The organism is Nocardiopsis mwathae (genome assembly GCF_014201195.1).
Taxonomy (GTDB): domain Bacteria; phylum Actinomycetota; class Actinomycetes; order Streptosporangiales; family Streptosporangiaceae; genus Nocardiopsis_C; species Nocardiopsis_C mwathae.
Map to the genome: position 1 here is coordinate 1 of NZ_JACHDS010000001.1, position 14,055 is coordinate 14,055.

General features: G+C 71.1%; 15 protein-coding genes and 1 pseudogene. 14 read left to right on the forward strand and 2 right to left on the reverse strand.

Features of this window, described 5'->3' with window-relative positions; translation table 11 throughout:
* The 11 genes and pseudogenes from HNR23_RS00005 to truA form a co-directional block, all read left to right on the forward strand.
* A pseudogene (locus HNR23_RS00005) lies at positions 1–174 on the forward strand (preprotein translocase subunit SecY); the annotation flags it as partial.
* Entirely contained in the window at positions 174–824 is a 651-nt protein-coding gene (locus tag HNR23_RS00010) for an adenylate kinase (RefSeq protein WP_184072234.1), read from the forward strand. The pseudogene HNR23_RS00005 and the gene HNR23_RS00010, both read left to right, overlap by 1 nt.
* Positions 824–1,648 (forward strand): type I methionyl aminopeptidase, encoded by an 825-nt coding sequence (map, locus tag HNR23_RS00015; RefSeq protein WP_184072236.1) that lies wholly within the window; start codon positions 824–826, stop codon positions 1,646–1,648. The genes HNR23_RS00010 and map overlap by 1 nt, the downstream gene beginning before the upstream one ends.
* Before the next feature lie 88 nt (positions 1,649–1,736).
* Positions 1,737–2,237: a DUF1707 domain-containing protein gene (locus HNR23_RS00020; protein ID WP_184072238.1), complete on the forward strand. Its 501-nt coding sequence runs from the start codon at positions 1,737–1,739 to the stop codon at positions 2,235–2,237.
* A 319-nt stretch (positions 2,238–2,556) separates the two neighbouring features.
* Positions 2,557–2,778 carry a translation initiation factor IF-1 gene (gene infA, locus HNR23_RS00025; RefSeq protein WP_017593374.1) on the forward strand — a complete coding sequence of 74 codons (222 nt, stop codon included), beginning with the start codon at positions 2,557–2,559 and terminating at the stop codon, positions 2,776–2,778.
* 67 nt (positions 2,779–2,845) lie between these two features.
* A complete protein-coding gene (gene rpmJ / locus HNR23_RS00030; RefSeq protein ID WP_013156136.1) occupies positions 2,846–2,959 on the forward strand; it encodes a 50S ribosomal protein L36 in 114 nt (37 codons plus the stop codon).
* Positions 2,960–3,181: 222 nt separating this feature from the next.
* Positions 3,182–3,562 (forward strand): 30S ribosomal protein S13, encoded by a 381-nt coding sequence (gene rpsM, locus HNR23_RS00035; protein ID WP_184072240.1) that lies wholly within the window; start codon positions 3,182–3,184, stop codon positions 3,560–3,562.
* Between the two features lie 71 nt (positions 3,563–3,633).
* The gene (gene rpsK, locus HNR23_RS00040) at positions 3,634–4,041 is read left to right on the forward strand and encodes a 30S ribosomal protein S11 (RefSeq protein ID WP_017621562.1); all 408 of its coding nucleotides are present in this window, start codon (positions 3,634–3,636) and stop codon (positions 4,039–4,041) included.
* A 141-nt stretch (positions 4,042–4,182) separates the two neighbouring features.
* Positions 4,183–5,202 carry a DNA-directed RNA polymerase subunit alpha gene (locus HNR23_RS00045; protein ID WP_184072242.1) on the forward strand — a complete coding sequence of 340 codons (1,020 nt, stop codon included), beginning with the start codon at positions 4,183–4,185 and terminating at the stop codon, positions 5,200–5,202.
* Between the two features lie 67 nt (positions 5,203–5,269).
* The gene (rplQ, locus tag HNR23_RS00050; protein ID WP_184072244.1) at positions 5,270–5,797 is read left to right on the forward strand and encodes a 50S ribosomal protein L17; all 528 of its coding nucleotides are present in this window, start codon (positions 5,270–5,272) and stop codon (positions 5,795–5,797) included.
* Between the two features lie 109 nt (positions 5,798–5,906).
* Positions 5,907–6,758: a tRNA pseudouridine(38-40) synthase TruA gene (gene truA, locus HNR23_RS00055; protein WP_184072246.1), complete on the forward strand. Its 852-nt coding sequence runs from the start codon at positions 5,907–5,909 to the stop codon at positions 6,756–6,758.
* 105 nt (positions 6,759–6,863) lie between these two features.
* Here the strand turns inward: truA and HNR23_RS26420 are convergent, their stop codons facing one another.
* Positions 6,864–8,474 carry a hypothetical protein gene (locus HNR23_RS26420; RefSeq protein ID WP_246421505.1) on the reverse strand — a complete coding sequence of 537 codons (1,611 nt, stop codon included), beginning with the start codon at positions 8,472–8,474 and terminating at the stop codon, positions 6,864–6,866.
* Positions 8,475–9,798: 1,324 nt separating this feature from the next.
* Between HNR23_RS26420 and rplM the strand changes: the two genes are divergently transcribed.
* The 3 genes from rplM to glmM all read left to right on the forward strand — a co-directional run bounded on the left by rplM (position 9,799) and on the right by glmM (position 12,478).
* Complete coding sequence (gene rplM, locus HNR23_RS00065) at positions 9,799–10,248, forward strand: 50S ribosomal protein L13 (RefSeq protein ID WP_184072248.1); 450 nt, start codon at positions 9,799–9,801, stop codon at positions 10,246–10,248.
* Between the two features lie 35 nt (positions 10,249–10,283).
* Complete coding sequence (gene rpsI, locus HNR23_RS00070; protein ID WP_184072249.1) at positions 10,284–10,799, forward strand: 30S ribosomal protein S9; 516 nt, start codon at positions 10,284–10,286, stop codon at positions 10,797–10,799.
* Between the two features lie 332 nt (positions 10,800–11,131).
* Positions 11,132–12,478 carry a phosphoglucosamine mutase gene (glmM, locus tag HNR23_RS00075; protein WP_184072251.1) on the forward strand — a complete coding sequence of 449 codons (1,347 nt, stop codon included), beginning with the start codon at positions 11,132–11,134 and terminating at the stop codon, positions 12,476–12,478.
* Positions 12,479–12,498: 20 nt separating this feature from the next.
* Here glmM and HNR23_RS00080 read toward each other — a convergent pair whose 3' ends face one another.
* The gene (locus HNR23_RS00080; RefSeq protein ID WP_184072253.1) at positions 12,499–14,034 is read right to left on the reverse strand and encodes a M1 family metallopeptidase; all 1,536 of its coding nucleotides are present in this window, start codon (positions 14,032–14,034) and stop codon (positions 12,499–12,501) included.
* Positions 14,035–14,055: the final 21 nt, after the last annotated feature.

Genomic DNA, 14,055 nt, shown 5'->3' on the forward strand with positions numbered 1-14,055 from the left:
TACCTCGGGCTGATCGCTCTGCTGCCGATGATCGCTCTGGGAGCCTCCGGTGCCACCCAGAACTTCCCCTTCGGCGGGACGAGCATCCTGATCATGGTCGGTGTCGGGCTGGACACGGTGAAACAGATCGAGTCTCACCTCCAGCAGCGGAACTACGAAGGTTTTCTGCGATAGTGCGTGCCGTATTGGTGGGACCCCCGGGAGCCGGTAAGGGCACCCAGGCCCAGATCCTGGCGTCAGAGTTGTCGATTCCGAAGGTGTCCACAGGCGACATCTTCCGTGCCAACGTGAGCGGTGGCACCGAGCTAGGGAAGCAGGCCAAGGCCTACATGGACCGGGGCGACCTGGTCCCCGACGAGGTCACCAACGCGATGGTGCGCGACCGCCTCGGCCAGCAGGACGCCCAGAGCGGTTTCCTGCTGGACGGGTTCCCGCGCAACGTCGCCCAGGCGGAGACCCTGAACAAGATCCTCGACGACATGGGTGAGCGCCTCGACGCGGTGCTGGAACTCAAGGTCGACGAGGAGGAGGTCGTGAAGCGGCTCTCCGGCCGCCGCTCCTGCCGGAACTGCGGCCATGTGCAGCACGTGCTGTACGACCCGCCGAAGAAGGAGGGCGTCTGCGACGCCTGCGGCGGCGAGCTGTTCCAGCGGGAGGACGACCGGGAGGAGACCATCCGGCACCGCCTGGAGGTCTACCGCGAGCAGACCGCACCGCTGGTGTCGTTCTACGAGGGCGAGGGGCTCCTGGTGTCGATCCAGGCGACCGGCGCCGTCGAGGACGTCACGGCGCGGGCTGAGGAAGCACTGAGGGCCAAGGACTGATGTTCCGGAAGGCAGACCCCGCGATCCAGCTGAAGACCGAGGCGGAGATCGCGAAGATGCGGGCGGCGGGCCAGGTCGTCGCCCGCACGCTCGACCTGCTGCGCTCCTCGGTCGAGCCCGGCATGAGCACGCTGGACCTCGACGCGATCGCCGAGCGCAGCATCCGCGGCGCGGGGGCGATCCCGTCGTTCAAGGGCTACCACGGCTTCCCCGGTTCGATCTGTGCGTCGGTGAACGAGGAGGTCGTGCACGGCATCCCGCGTGAGACCACGGTGCTGGAGCCCGGCGACATCATCTCGGTGGACTGCGGCGCCATCCTGGACGGCTGGCACGGCGACTCCGCGATCACCATCCCCGTCGGCGAGATCGGCGAGGCCGACCGGCGGATGCTGGAGGTCTGCGAGGAGTCGATGTGGCAGGGCATCGACCAGCTCCGCCCCGGCAAGCGGCTCGGCGACATCGGCCACGCCATCGAGTCCTACATCAGGTCCCAGGGCGCCTACGGCAATGTGCAGGAGTACGGCGGGCACGGTATCGGCACCGAGATGCACATGGAGCCGCACGTGCTCAACCACGGGCGGCCGGGCAAGGGCCTGCGGCTGGCCGAGGGCATGTGCCTGGCCATCGAGCCGATGACCAACATGGGCACCCGGCACGTGGTGCAGCTGGAGGACGGCTGGACGGTCGTCACCCGTGACGGAAAGCGCTCGGCACACTTCGAGCACTCGGTCGCGATCACCGCCGAGGGCCCCATGGTCCTCACGGCTCGTGAGGAGAACCGGGCGAAGATCGCCGAGATGGGATTCGTGGATCCGGGCTTCTGACGCTCGAAATGGAGGGACGTCGCGCCTGTCGCTAGGATGGGCGGCGATGGTCATCCGGTCCCGGTCAGTCGTCGAGGATGGTGTGAGCGTGTCCGAGTCAGCGCCGGAGATCCGGGCTTCCGACACCGATCGCGATCGCGTGGCCAAGCTTCTGCAGGAGCACTTCGCCCAGGGGCGGCTCGACAACGAGGAGTTCAGCGCCCGGCTGGAGCGGGCCTACAAGGCGCGCACGGTCGGCGAACTCCAGCCGCTCACCCGCGATCTTCCCGAACGCGATCTCACCGAGCCCCGCGGCGCACGGTACCGGGCGGCCGCAGGGGAGGTGCGCCGGGCCGAGGGCGCCGCGGTCGAGCGCCCGGCCCAGGTCGGCGACCTGTTGAAGGATCCGGCGCTGCTGATCCCGTGGGGGCTGTGGGCCGGGGTCAACACCATCTGCTTCTCGGTCTGGTCCATCCTTTTCCTGACCGGAACCACCGGCGGATACCCGTGGTTCTTGTGGGTGCTCGTTCCATGGGGGATGATCATGTTGCTCATCACCCTGGCCCTGCTCTTCACCCGGACGGGATCGGGTCGGCCCGAGGGCGACTGAGCCGCCTCCGGGCGTGGTTCCGGGCGCGACATAGGCGTGATGGGCGCCGGCGGACCGGGAGGGCACCGCCGTCCCGCGGCACGTCGCGCCCCGTTGTCGAGAGCACCCGTCCGGGCACGCTAGACTGGCACTGCCCACACTCGGGCTGTTGGGTCAGGCTGCCTGAAATCGCATCCGCTCGGTTCCTGGACGTATGCTGACGCAGTTGACCTGATTTCTCAGTGTTCGATTCAGCAAATGGTTACCGGGCCCCAGCGGCCCTGCCTCGTGTCCCCCGCGACCGTGCGGCCGCGAGGCGTGATTCCGAAGCGTGGAGGATATGGCTAAGAAAGACGGCGCCATCGAGATCGAGGGCTCCGTTATCGAGTCCCTGCCCAACGCTATGTTCCGAGTGGAGCTCGACAACGGGCACAAGGTGCTTGCCCACATCAGCGGCAAGATGCGGATGCACTACATCCGCATCCTTCCCGACGACCGCGTCGTCGTGGAGCTGAGCCCGTACGACCTCACGCGCGGGCGCATCGTTTACCGCTACAAGTAGGCCATCGCGCGTCGGCCGCTTTTTCCATGGAGACGGCACGGCGTGGTGGCATGAGTTCGGAGACACCATGAAGGTCAAGCCGAGCGTCAAGAAGATCTGCGCGAAGTGCCGTGTCATCCGCCGCAACGGCCGGATCATGGTCATTTGCTCGGACCCGCGCCACAAGCAGCGTCAGGGCTGACGGCTTCTTTCTTGACAGGCTGGTCCGCCACGGGGGCGACAGGTTCGCCCACCCGTCGGCGGCGGTAGAAGTTTCGAAGTCCCGTTCCCATCTCCCCGATCCGCGGGTGACCGCGAGGCGGAGGGATAACCCCCGGTCGGAGGCCGGGGCCTCGTCGATTGGGCGACGAGAGGGTGGAGGAACGGGAAAGACCTCCGCACTAGTACGAAGGAGTTCGCCCACATGGCACGCGTTGCCGGCGTTGACATCCCCCGCGACAAGCGGGTGGAGGTCGCTCTCACCTACGTTTTCGGGGTCGGGCGCACCCGGTCCACCGAGACCCTGCAGAACACGGGCGTCAACCCCGACACCCGGGTCCACCAGCTGACCGAGGACGAGCTGGTGAAGATCCGTGAGTGGATCGACGCCAACTACAAGGTCGAAGGTGACCTCCGCCGTGAGGTCCAGGCCGACATTCGGCGCAAGATGGAGATCGGCTGCTACCAGGGCATCCGTCACCGTCGCGGCCTGCCGGTCCACGGCCAGCGGACGCAGACGAACGCCCGTACCCGCAAGGGCAAGAAGAAGACCGTGGCCGGCAAGAAGAAGGCCGGCAAGAAGTAGTCCGCCCCGGACGTAAGCCAACCGCTTCGTGTCCGGGAACGCCAACGGACCGATGATCTTGGGAGTAGTCAATGCCGCCTAAGGGCCGTCAGCAGGGCGCAGCGCGTAAGGTGCGCCGCAAGGAAAAGAAGAACATTGTCCACGGGCACGCTCACATCAAGAGCACGTTCAACAACACGATCGTGAGCATCACCGACCCGACGGGTGCGGTGATCTCGTGGGCGAGCTCCGGACAGGTCGGCTTCAAGGGCTCGCGCAAGTCCACCCCCTTCGCCGCGCAGATGGCCGCCGAGGCCGCCGCGCGCCGTGCCCAGGAGCACGGGGTGCGCAAGGTGGACGTCTTCGTGAAGGGCCCCGGCTCCGGCCGTGAGACCGCGATCCGCTCGCTGCAGGCCACCGGCCTGGAGGTGGGCTCGATCCAGGACGTGACGCCGGTTCCGCACAACGGCTGCCGTCCGCCGAAGCGCCGCCGGGTCTGACCCGCCGCTTCGCCGCGCTGTCCGCGCGGGTCCGCTCGATCCGGACCCGCGGGGCGGGTATGAGGTAATCAGGCTCCGCGCTCGCGGAGCCGTCCAGTGGCCGTCATATAGCGGGCGGCCGTGGGAAAGGAAACACGGACCATGTTGATCGCTCAGCGTCCGACGCTCTCCGAGGAGTCGGTCTCGGAGTTCCGCTCCAAGTTCGTCGTCGAACCCCTGGAGCCGGGCTTCGGGTACACCATCGGGAACTCGCTCCGGCGGACCCTGCTGTCGTCCATCCCCGGTGCCGCTGTCACCAGCATCCGCATCGAGGGCGTCGAGCACGAGTTCACCACCGTTCCCGGTGTCAAGGAAGACGTCACCGAGATCATCCTGAACCTCAAGGGCCTCGTCGTGAGCTCCGAGCACGATGAGCCGGTGCTGATGTACCTGCGCAAGCAGGGCCCCGGTGTCGTCACCGCGGCCGACATCGCGCCGCCCGCGGGGGTCGAGGTGCACAACCCCGACCTGCACATCGCGACGCTCAACGGCAAGGGCAAGCTGGAGATGGAGCTGACGGTCGAGCGCGGCCGCGGCTACGTCTCGGCCGCGCAGAACAAGCAGCCGGGTCAGGAGATCGGGCGTATCCCGATCGACTCGATCTACTCGCCGGTTCTGCGGGTCACCTACAAGGTCGAGGCCACCCGTGTCGAGCAGCGGACCGACTTCGACCGGCTGATCGTCGACATCGAGACCAAGCCGGCGATCCGGCCGCGCGACGCCGTCGCGAGTGCCGGTAAGACCCTGGTCGAGCTGTTCGGCCTGGCCCGCGAGCTCAACGTCGACGCCGAGGGCATCGACATGGGCCCGTCGCCGACGGACGCCGCCCTGGCGGCCGACCTGGCACTGCCGATCGAGGACCTGAACCTCACGGTCCGTTCCTACAACTGCCTCAAGCGCGAGGGCATCCACAGCGTCGGCGAGCTCGTCGCACGCTCCGAGCAGGACCTCCTCGATATAAGGAACTTCGGCGCGAAGTCCATCGAAGAGGTCAAGCAGAAGCTCATCGACATGGGCCTCTCGCTCAAGGACTCCCCGCCCGGATTCGACCCGAGCAGCGCGGCGGACTCCTACGGTTCCGACGATGAGGACCAGTCCTTCGTCGAGACCGAGCAGTACTAGAAGACGTCGCCCAATGGTCCACGGCCGAGTGCCTGGTCGAGGACCGCACCACTAGGAGAACGACACCATGCCCACGCCAACCAAGGGGCCTCGCCTGGGGGCCGGCCCGGCCCACGAGCGGCTCATGCTGGCGAACCTGGCGACCTCGCTGTTCCAGCATGGCCGCATCAGGACCACTGAGGCCAAGGCCAAGCGTCTGCGCCCGTACGCCGAGAAGCTCATCACCCTCGGCAAGCGCGGCGACCTGCACGCCCGCCGCCAGGTGATGACCAAGATCCGCGACAAGTCGGTCGTGCACGAGCTGTTCACCGAGATCGGCCCGCGCTACGAGAACCGCAACGGCGGATACACCCGGATCACCAAGATCGGGCCGCGCAAGGGCGACAACGCCCCGATGGCCGTGATCGAGCTGGTCGAGGCCCTGGTCGCGCCGGCCGCGAAGGCCGTGCCGGCCGAGCCGGCGGCGGAGAAGGCCGCCGACGCCAAGGCCGAGGAGGCCAAGGCCGACGAGAGCACCGAGGCTCCGGCCGAGGCGAAGGCCGAGGACACCAAGGCCGAGGACACCAAGGCCGACGAGGCCACCGAGGAGAAGTAGGGACGCCCGCGTTCCTGCCTCACTCACCGCGAAGTGCCCGACCCCCGGGACCGGGGGCCGGGCACTTCCGTCATGTGGGGGCAGGGCCACCGAGACCACGGAGCAGACCATGACCGACACGGCGCCGCCGACGAGCGCCGCTGAGCTCCTCCGCCTGCGGCTGGACATCGCCTACGACGGCACCGACTTCTCCGGGTGGGCGGACCAGCCCGGACGCCGGACCGTCCAGGGCGAGCTGCAGGCCGCCCTGGCGCGTGTGCTGCGCCTGGACGGCGTCCAGTTGACCGTGGGCGGCCGAACGGACGCGGGCGTGCACGCCCGGGGTCAGGCGGCCCATCTGGACGTCCCCGTTGATCTGTGGGCCGCCGAAGGCGACCGGCTCCTCCGCCGCCTGTCCGGGGTGCTCCCCGCCGACGTGCGGGTCCGCGCCGTGGGCCCCGCCCCCGCGGGGTTCGACGCCCGGTTCTCCCCCCTGTTCCGCCGGTACGTCTACCGGGTCAGCGACGCCCCCGGCGGCGTCGACCCGCTGCGCCGCCGCGACGTGCTGTGGCACAAGCGCCCTCTCGACCTGGACCGGATGAACCGGGCCGCCGCCGAGCTGCTGGGCGAGCACGACTTCGCCGCCTACTGCCGCAAGCGCGAGGGTGCCACCACCATCCGCGAGCTCCTCCGCCTGGACTGGGTCCGCGAGGACGACCATCTCTACGCGGGCACGGTGCAGGCGGACGCCTTCTGCCACAACATGGTCCGCGCCCTCGTCGGCGCCCTCCTGGCGGTCGGCGACGGCCGCCGCGACACGTCCTGGCCGCGAACGGTCCTCGGCGCCGGGGTCCGCGACTCGGCCGTCCACGTCGTCCCGCCCCACGGGCTGTGCCTGGAGGAGATCCGCTACCCGGCCGACTCCGAACTGGCCCGGCGGGCCGCCGCCACCCGCAGGGTGCGAACCCTTCCCGGCACCTGAACCCGGACCGCCCGGCCACCGGCCGGGAGACACGACCGCCGGTCGACGCCCCGGTACCCGCTGTGGTGGCCGGGGCGTCGCGCGTGGACGCTCGTGCGGCTCCCGTCAGCCGACGTTGGCGGAGAGGGACGACAGGGACTCGCCGGTGAAGCCGTCGCTCAGGCCGGCCAGATCGGAGTCGGCGGCCTCGGGAGCCCGGCCGTCGCTGTTGGCGGCCAGGGCGAACACCAGGTACGGGCCCCACTGGGCGCCGGAGGCGTGGCCGCCGGCGAAGCCCATGCGTTCGGCGCCCCCGTCGTTGCCCTTGAGGCCCGCGAACCAGTCGGCGGAGTCGAGGTCCTGGGCCTGGCGCACGGCGTCCGCTTTGTCCGGTGCCGGAAGCGCGGCCACACCGGTGGTGACGGCGCGGTCGCCCTCCTTGCTGACGTAGGTGGCGCGGATGAGCTGGCGGCAGTCGTTCTCGGTGAGGACGTCGCCGTAGTCGCCGTGGGCGGCGGTCGCGCAGTCCTCACCGGTGTCGTCGGTGATGACGCGCGTGAACGTCACCCCACCGACCTCGACCTCGTCCGGGAAGATGGCTCCGGGTTCGAGGTCGACCGGCGCGTCGGGTGTGGCCACGGCTCCGCCGCCCGAACCGGTCTCGGGATCCGCCGAACCGCCGCCGCTGGCGATGAGGAATGCGCCTCCGCCGCCGAGCAGGAGCAGGACGGCGAACCCCGCGCCCAGCAGGATGCCCTTCTTGCCGCTGCCGCTGCCGCTGCCGCTGCGGCGACGGCCCCGGTCGCGGCCGGCGGGCTCCTCGCCGTCGATGTCCATGGCGGACAGGTCGATCTCGGCGGTGCGCTCATAGGTCGCGCCGCTCCTGCGGGTCTCGTCGCGGAACATCGGCAGGCCGCCGAAGTCGTCCTGGACGGGCGGGATCGCCTGGGTCGCGTTGTCGTCGACCACGGCGCTGATGCTCTGCGTTGCCGCCCCGGCGTCCGCGGGGAAGACGGGGTCGTCCGCGACGGGCTCGGCCTCCGGCGTGGATGCCCCGGGCTGGAGGACACGGCCTTGGAGGGGCCGGTGCGGTGCATCGCCGACCGGAGGCTGGTGCGCGTCGCCCATGGAGCGCTGCCCGCCGGTGGGGCTGCCCGGCGGAGGCTCCTGGCCGCCCATGGGGCGCTGCCCGCCCGTCGGGACGTTCAGCGGCTGCTGGCCGCCGGTGGGCCGCCCCATGGCCGGGTGCCCTCCGGTCGGGGGGTTCGGCGGAGGTGTCGTGCCCGGAGCCGGGGGCAGGGCACGCAGGGCCTGTGCCTGCGGTGGCTGCTGCGGGGCGAGGCCGCCGGGTGCAGGCGGTGGGCCTGCGGGGCCGGGCCGCTGGGGTGCGCCCTCGGGGGCCGGAGGCAGCGCCGGGCGCTGCGCCTGTCGGGGCCCGGGCGGGTTCGGCGAGGGGGCCCGCGGAGCGCCCTGCGGCGGCGGAGAGGACGGGCCGCTGGACGGACCGCTGGGGCGGGACAGTGGCTGCTGGGCGCCGGTCGGCGGCTGCGGCTGCGGGGGCGGACCCGCGGGCCGCTGCTGGGGGCCGCCGTTGGGCGCCGGTCGCTGGGCGCCGCCGTGCTGCGGCTGCGGCATGGGGGCCTGCCCGCCGGTGGGCGGCTGGGCGCCGGGGCGCCCGCCCGGAGTCGGCTGCTGGGGTGGGGGCAGGGGACGCTGTCCCCCGGTGGGGGCGGCCATCGGGGGCTGGCCGCCGGTGGGCGGCTGCGGCCCTGGTCGCCCACCGCCCGGCTGGGGCGGCTGCGCCTGCGGGGGCTGCTGGGGGCGCTGAGGTTGCCAGGGCGGCTGGGGGCCAGGAGCACTCGGAGCCGGGGCACCCGGTCGGCCCTGCGGGGCGGGCGGCGGGCCGGTGTGGCGCGCGGGTGCCCCGGGGCCGCCCGGAGGCGCGGGTACGGTCGGCGGCCCGGCGTGCGGCGGCGCACCGGGGGAGGGGGGAGCGGGCTGACGCGGCCCCTGGGTGCCGGGCCCATGGGGCGGCGGGCCGGGCTGCTGCGGTCGCGGGGTCTGCGCGGGCTCCTCGGCGGGTCCGGGGGTCATGGCGGCGTGCCGCCCGTGATGTCGGCCGTCGGGGCCGGGGCGGCCGTCGGTCGGCTCGTTCGGATGCGGTGCGATGGGAGGCTCCGGAGACTGTCCTGGGGCGGCACATGGGGGGCGTGGCGCGGCCGGTCGGTCCGGGAAGGTGTTCGGTGTACCTGCGGCGTCCTGGAGCACAGCGGCCGGGTGCCGCCCGACTGTCGGGGTGACCTGCTGCGTCCCGGGACGAGGCGCCGACGGATCCGTTCGCGGCTCAGGGGTCGCGCATCGACCGTGCGGCCAGAGGATAGCTTGTCAGGGGCTCGGGTATCCGTTGCCGGGTCGTTCTTCTCCGTTCTCGCCCCCGGCCATCCGTCGGGACCGCGTGGACGGGCCGGGCCGGCGTGGCACGTGTGGGAAGGCGTGTGCGCGCCGGGCTGTGCGCACCGGATCGGCACGACGGCGCACGGTTCGCCCTCAGGCTATGCTCTGCAGGCGGCTCCGGGGTCCGCTTCGCCGCTGTCCGCCGGGTCGGCGGGTGAGTATGGCGGTAATCTCCCGTGAGTTCGCGATCGACCCGGTCTGACGAGCGGCGATCCCCCAGGCTGCGGGCGTCGCGGCCGTGCGCCGGGGCGGCGCGCGGGTACGGTGTGCCCCGGGACCGGCGAAAGCACTCGCCGGGGAGGGCATAATGAAGGTGGAGTAAACACGGATCGTGGTGTCAGTGCTCGTCGACCCATATCAGTGCAGAGTATGATCATGGGTCGTTTTGACTTGCAGTGCACCCGGCCGGTAGGATACTCCGTCGTTGTGCGTTGAGTTGCCGTGGGTTCCCACATCTGTTGGATGGGCGCCGGTCACGCATCATCGTCTGCACACTCATTTGCCGGCCGGGCCCTCTTCCGGAGGTCGAGGCGGCCGGTCCAGTAATTACGAGTTCCCCATCTCCGCTCGCGGGGATGGACCACGCCGACTGAGAAGGCTTACGATCGTGCGCACATTCAGCCCTAAGCCCAGCGATGTCCAGCGTCAGTGGCACGTCATCGACGCCAGCGATGTCGTGCTCGGGCGGCTGGCCAGCCACGTCGCCACGCTGCTCCGAGGCAAGCACAAGACCTACTTCGCACCCCATGTCGACACCGGCGACTTCGTGATCGTCGTGAACGCCGACAAGGTTGCGCTGACCGGTAAGAAGCTGGAGCAGAAGCGGGCCTACCGGCACTCCGGTTACCCCGGCGGTCTGCGTTCCGTCGCCTACAGCGAGCTGCTTGAGAAGCACCCTGAGCGGGCCATCGAGAAGGCCGTCAAGGGCATGCTGCCGAAGGGTTCCCTCGGCCGCCAGATGGCCAAGAAGCTCAAGGTGTACGCCGGCGCGGAGCACCCGCACCAGGCCCAGAAGCCGGTGCCGTTCGAAATCACCAAGATCGACCAGCCCGCCTAGGCGTTCGCGAGACTGAAGGAAGTACGAGGAGAACCGTGGTCGAGCCCACCGGTATCGAAGACGTCGCCACCCAGGACTTCGAGGAGAACTCCGAGGAGTTCCCGAGCGAGTACACCAGCGAGACGCCCGAGGCGTCCGGTGCGGCTTATGTCCCCACCGCCACCGGCCCGGGTGCCGGCACCGGCCGCCGCAAGCAGGCCGTCGCCCGCGTCCGCATCGCGCCGGGCTCCGGCGAGTGGAAGGTCAACGGCAAGCCGCTGGAGGCCTACTTCCCGGACAAGGTCCACCAGCAGCTGATCAAGGAGCCGCTGGTCGCCCTCGGCTTCGAAGACTCCTACGACGTCTTCGCCCGCCTCAACGGCGGCGGCCCCAGCGGCCAGGCCGGCGCCCTGCGCCACGGCATCGCCCGTGCGCTGTCCGGGCTGGACCCGGAGAACAACCGCCCGGTCCTGAAGAAGGCCGGCTACCTCACCCGTGACGCCCGCGAGGTCGAGCGGAAGAAGGCCGGTCTCAAGAAGGCCCGCAAGGCGCCGCAGTTCTCCAAGCGGTAACCACTCCGTCGAGACTCTCCGAGCACCGAGCATGCCGGTGCCGCACGCTACGGCCCGCCTGTCCCCTGGTCTTTCGGGGGACAGGCGGGCCATAGCCGTTTCTCGGCGTCGAAGTGGTGAATCCGACCCGTGGAGCGTCGCCGCCGTGGATACTCTCACGGGGGCCGTGCGCGCGTCGCCGCGCCGAGAACGTTCACCCTCCGGGGCCGTCGAGGCCGGGCCCCGGGCCGTCCGTCGCACCAGTGGTCGGCGGTCGGTCGACGGGGCGCCGAACGGCGTCCCGACGGCCCTGTCATCGGACTTCCATGAGATGTGTAAGGGGCGAAGGATACGTGGCTCGGCTGTTTGGCACTGACGGAGTACGGGGGGTCGCCGGGCGCGACCTCACCGCCACCCTGGCACTGGACCTCTCCATCGCCGCGGCGCGGGTTCTGACCGAGGGGCGCGATACGGGTGCGGACGCTCGCCCGCTCGCGGTCGTCGGACGGGACCCGCGCGCGTCCGGGGAGTTCCTGGAGGCCGCCGTCGTGGCCGGCCTGGCGAGCGCCGGAGTGGACGTGGTCCGCCTCGGCGTGCTGCCCACCCCGGCGGTCGCCCACCTCACCGCCGAACTGGGCGCCGACTTCGGCGTCATGCTCTCCGCCAGCCACAACCCGGCCCCCGACAACGGGATCAAGTTCTTCGGCCGGGGCGGGTTGAAGCTCCCCGACGAGGTCGAGGACCGCATCGAGGCCCGGCTCGCCGACCCCCGCGAAGGCGCCACAGGTGCCGGGGTGGGCCGGGTGACGGAGGCGGCCGACAGCGCAGAGCGCTACATCGCGCACGTCGTCGCGTCGCTGCCGCACCGACTCGACGGGCTGCGCGTCGTCGTGGACTGCGCCAACGGCGCCGCCTCGGGGATCGCCCCCGAGGCGCTGCGCCGCGTCGGCGCCGAGGTCATCGCGATCGGCGACCGGCCCGACGGCCTCAACATCAACACCGACTGCGGGTCGACGCACCTGGACGCGCTGCGTGCGGCGGTGGTGGAGCACGGCGCCGACGCGGGGATCGCGCACGACGGCGACGCCGACCGCTGCCTCGCCGTGGCCGCCGACGGGTCGGTGGTGGACGGGGACCGGATCCTCGGCATCCTCGCCGTGGAGCTGAAGGAGGCAGGGCGCCTCGCGCGGGACACGCTCGTCGTCACGGTGATGTCGAACCTGGGGCTGAAGCTGGCGATGAGCAAGGCCGGGATCCAGGTGGTGGAGACGGCGGTCGGCGACCGGTACGTTCTGGAGGCCATGCACGCCGGGTCGTACTCGCTGGGGGGCGAGCAGTCCGGGCACGTGGTGCTGCTCGACCACGCCACCACCGGCGACGGCCTGCTCACCGGTCTGCACCTGCTGGCCGCGGTGGCCCGGCGCGGGAAGCCGCTGGCCGAGCTGGCCACCGTCATGACCCGGTTGCCGCAGGTCCTGGTCAACGTCCGCGGTGTCGACAAGAGCCGGGCGGCCACGTCCCCCGTGGTCGCCGACGCGGTGAAGTTCGCCCAGGCCGAACTGGGCGACTCCGGCCGGGTGCTGATCCGGCCCAGCGGGACCGAACCGATGGTCCGGGTGATGGTCGAGGCCACCACCGAGAACCGGGCCGAGGAGATCGCCGGGCGCCTGGCCGGGGTCGTCAAGTCCGACCTGGGCTGACACCCATCCCTGAACGGCGTTCAGGGATGGGTGTGGCCCAGCCGGTGCATCAGGTCGTGGTTGGCCTTGATGGTCCGCCAGGACTCGGGCTCCTTCGGCACTGCGCCGGGCGCCGGGGCCGTTCGGGCGCCGTCCCGCGGTGCCGGGGGCGTCGCGGGACGGCCCTCGGTGAACAGCCAGGTGTCGAAGAGCTCGGTGAGGTCCTGGCCGGAGACCTTCTGGGCCAGCTCGGTGAAGTCATCGACGGTGGCGTTGGCGTCGGTGTACTGGCTCTGCCAGGTGGTGAGGATGTCGGAGAACGTCTCCTCGCCGACCGCCAGGCGCAGCGCGTGCACGGCGAGCGCGCCCCGGTCGTAGACCGCCGAGTGGAAGACGTTGTCCGCCCCGGGGGCGCCCGGGGGCACCGTCCAGAACGGGTCGTCCTCGGGGTAGGACGCGTAGACGTAGTCGGCGAGGTCCTGGGCGGTGCCCTCGCCCTCGTGCTCGGAGAGCATCCACTCGGCGTAGCTCGCGAAGCCCTCGTTCAGCCAGATGTCCTGCCAGCGCGCCAGTGACACGTGGTTGCCCCACCACTGGTGGGCGAGTTCGTGGGCGACGACGTAGGGGTTGGATCCGCGGGCGAAGAAGGCGTGGCTGTAGACCGGCCGGGTCTGGGTCTCCAGGGCGAAGCCGAGCCCGGTCTCGGGTCCGGTGACGATGCCGCCGAGCGCGTTGAACGGGTAGGGGCCGAAGTCGCGCTCCTGCAGCTCCAGAATCTCCTCGCTGCGTTCGATGCTGGCCCTGGCCGCGCCCATCATCGTTCCGAGGCCGGGGTCGTAGGCGTTGTACACGGGCAGGCCCGACGCGGTGGTGTCCTGGTTCACCTCGTAGCGGGCGACCGCGAGTGTGGCCAGGTAGGTGGCGGCCGGCCGGTCCTGGCGCCAGGCGTACACGCTTCTTCCGCCCAGTGTGTACTGGCGGGTGAGGACGCCGTTGCTGACCGCCGTGTAGCCCTCGGGGACGTTCACCAGCACGTCGAAGGTGGCCTTGTCCCGAGGGTGGTCGTTGCCGGGGAACCACCACCAGGCGACCTCGGGCTGACCGAGCGCGACGGCGCCGTCCGGGGAGCGGTGCCACCCGTGGACGTCGCCGCCGGTCCAGCGCACTTCGGAGGGCACGTCGGCGTACTTGACGACGACGGTGAGCGGGCGGCCCTCCTCGACGGGGGAGGCGGGGGTCACGACGACCTTGTGGGTGCCCCGGGGGGCGAACTCCGCAGGTTTGCCGTTGACCCGCACGGACGTGACGTCGAGGAGGAAGTCCAGGCTGAACGCGTCGAGGTCCTCGGTGGCCTCCGCGACCAGTGTGGCGGTGCCGGAGAGCCGGTCGGTCTCGGGCTCGTATCTGAGCCGGAGGTCATAGTGGTCGACGGAGTAGCCGGTGTTGCCGTAGGTGGGGAAGTAGGGGTCGCCGATCCCGTTACCGGGAGCCGCGGCCGCGATCGCGGTGGGCGCCGCGGTGAGCAGAACCGCCGTCACCGCGGCGGCGCCGACCCGCCTCAACCGGCTGCGTGCCATGCCTGGTCCTCTCCGCGCGGA

What these genes read in the sequence shown, in the direction of transcription:
- map (WP_184072236.1), top strand. Translation starts at nt 824, where the DNA reads ATGTTCCGGAAGGCAGACCCCGCGATCCAGCTGAAGACCGAGGCGGAG.
- infA (WP_017593374.1), top strand. Translation starts at nt 2,557, where the DNA reads ATGGCTAAGAAAGACGGCGCCATCGAGATCGAGGGCTCCGTTATCGAG.
- rpmJ (WP_013156136.1), top strand. Translation starts at nt 2,846, where the DNA reads ATGAAGGTCAAGCCGAGCGTCAAGAAGATCTGCGCGAAGTGCCGTGTC.
- rpsM (WP_184072240.1), top strand. Translation starts at nt 3,182, where the DNA reads ATGGCACGCGTTGCCGGCGTTGACATCCCCCGCGACAAGCGGGTGGAG.
- rpsK (WP_017621562.1), top strand. Translation starts at nt 3,634, where the DNA reads ATGCCGCCTAAGGGCCGTCAGCAGGGCGCAGCGCGTAAGGTGCGCCGC.
- HNR23_RS00045 (WP_184072242.1), top strand. Translation starts at nt 4,183, where the DNA reads ATGTTGATCGCTCAGCGTCCGACGCTCTCCGAGGAGTCGGTCTCGGAG.
- rplQ (WP_184072244.1), top strand. Translation starts at nt 5,270, where the DNA reads ATGCCCACGCCAACCAAGGGGCCTCGCCTGGGGGCCGGCCCGGCCCAC.
- truA (WP_184072246.1), top strand. Translation starts at nt 5,907, where the DNA reads ATGACCGACACGGCGCCGCCGACGAGCGCCGCTGAGCTCCTCCGCCTG.
- HNR23_RS26420 (WP_246421505.1), bottom strand. Translation starts at nt 8,474, where the DNA reads ATGGCCGCCCCCACCGGGGGACAGCGTCCCCTGCCCCCACCCCAGCAG.
- HNR23_RS00080 (WP_184072253.1), bottom strand. Translation starts at nt 14,034, where the DNA reads ATGGCACGCAGCCGGTTGAGGCGGGTCGGCGCCGCCGCGGTGACGGCG.